Source organism: Collinsella aerofaciens, from assembly GCF_015552075.1.
GTDB lineage: Bacteria > Actinomycetota > Coriobacteriia > Coriobacteriales > Coriobacteriaceae > Collinsella > Collinsella aerofaciens_Y.
On record NZ_JADNDZ010000117.1, the window covers coordinates 1 to 1,898 of the forward strand.

Below are 1,898 nucleotides of genomic sequence, written 5' to 3' on the forward strand. Positions count from 1 at the left end.
GGTGGTTGTTCACGACGTAGTGCACGAAGTTGCTGCCGATGAAGCCGCAGCCGCCAGTGACGATGATATTCTTGGGTTCGAAAATCTCAGACATGAAAATCCAATCTGAAGCATGTACAGCTTCTTTAGTATGCCGCAGGAAGTGACGCCGCGACGCTATTCAACAAAACTATCGGACATTTCGACATGCGATAAGAGCCATAACCTTCGCAGAATTACCTCCTGTACAAAACGCCTCCGAAATGCAGTCTTTGTCGTAGTGAAAAACCGAATCCCCAGTTATTTCACGTAAGTACTTATAGAAGAAATCCTCCCAGCTTTTAAACTTCTCACTGTTTACAAAGGCTTCTGGGGTTTCCAAAACCGTCTTAACATCTAGCCCTGAAATTACGCCGGAGCTCAGCAGAAGCCATTCGAACGACTCGGGAAGACAAACCGTAACAGTATCGCGGTGAATGTCTTGCAGCTTAAGGACGCGGTCCGCATAGCACCCAAATGCCGCCCCGTCCGCGACAACAAACACGCGATCGTCGAGATGCTGATCCAACCAGCCCAAAATCGCGCTGTTCGTCATGGCCGAAGTACAGGTAAGCTCACTGTCAGCAAAATGCCGTTTAAAGAACTGGAAACCAGACTTACTGTCCTCGCATAGAAGGATAGAAAAGTCCTGTTTTGGCGCCGACCGGGAAATAGCATAACGATGATTCCCGCGATCTTGATAAACAGGGACGAAAGAATGGTATTTTCCGCTCGTCTTAATCTTGTAAATCTCATCCACGCTATACGGAAGATTGGGGAAATCAGCCCTTGAGATCAGCACGAAATAATTCGAGGAATACAGCACATGATGGGCAAACTCATCAGAATGGATCTCTTTTAAGCCCTCATCGACAAATACAATCGAGTCATGAACGGACGAAAGCTGGTTTCGCCAATCATAATCGGTCAGGGCGACACAGGGACAATCGCATTGCAAGGAAACACCCGACTGCTCGCCCGTTCGCATGTAGTCTGCGACCATGTCAAACAGTGTCGTCTTACCCGTGCCACTATCCCCACGCACAATAGTAATGTTCCGTTTAATGGTAAATGTGTACTTGGTTCCCCTGCGGCGGGAAATCTTAACGAGATGCGAACCGTTCATAAGCAGCACCTACAGATACGGAATCGACTCGTGAATCAAATCGGCCATGTTGTGAACGATTCGGCCGCTATTCACGACTTTAATTTTAAAATCCTCGCGACCAAAGTCCATCACATGATAGAGATTCACAACGAGCTTGCGGTCTTTCGCCATGTCGAGAATCCACTTGGCACAGTTGTCACCACAGGTAGAAGCGTTAAAAATATGCTTACGATCAAATCTCATAAGCAGCAGCGTTTTCACGCCACCAGAAAGCTGGAGTGGGGAGATGGATCCAAGCACAGGGCTTTCGATGACGTTTTCGGAGACAACAACCGATCGATCGACATCTTTAATTATCGAGACTGCATAGGGATCCGTAATCCAAGAAGACCGGTAAGAGTTTTTGAAATATGTCGCTGTGTTGTAAATCGCTTCTGGCATATCGCCAAAGTAGACGCTTAACACATCCACTCCCAATCATATTGTCTTTATGGTCAACGTAATCATAACGAAAGGGGCCACCAGATAAACGGTGACCCCTAAAAGAAAACAAGCTTGCGCTAGTACTCGCGTGGGCTATTGACGATCTCGCCGGCGGCGACCTTCTTCAGGTGCTGCCCGTAGACCGACTTGCCGTAGGCCTTGGCCGCCTCCTCGAGCTCGGCGGTCGTGATCCACCCGTTCTCCCAGGCGATCTCCTCGGGGACGGACACGGGAAGGTCCTGGGAGTGCTCCACGGCGCGGACGAACTCCGCGGCCTCGTGCAGGCTCT

General features: G+C 49.4%; 2 protein-coding genes and 1 pseudogene. All 3 read right to left on the bottom strand.

The genetic code is table 11. The annotated features are described in order from the left end of the window. Window positions 1-169: 169 nt before the first annotated feature. Window positions 170-1,144, bottom strand: a complete 975-nt coding sequence (locus I2D41_RS09010) for a hypothetical protein (protein ID WP_117840298.1) — start codon at window positions 1,142-1,144, stop codon at window positions 170-172. Window positions 1,145-1,153: 9 nt separating this feature from the next. Then, on the bottom strand, window positions 1,154-1,591 hold the full coding sequence (locus I2D41_RS09015; protein WP_022094783.1) for a DUF4869 domain-containing protein: 438 nt from the start codon (window positions 1,589-1,591) through the stop codon (window positions 1,154-1,156). Window positions 1,592-1,686: 95 nt separating this feature from the next. Further along, window positions 1,687-1,898: pseudogene (locus I2D41_RS09020) on the bottom strand (glucose-1-phosphate thymidylyltransferase); the annotation flags it as partial.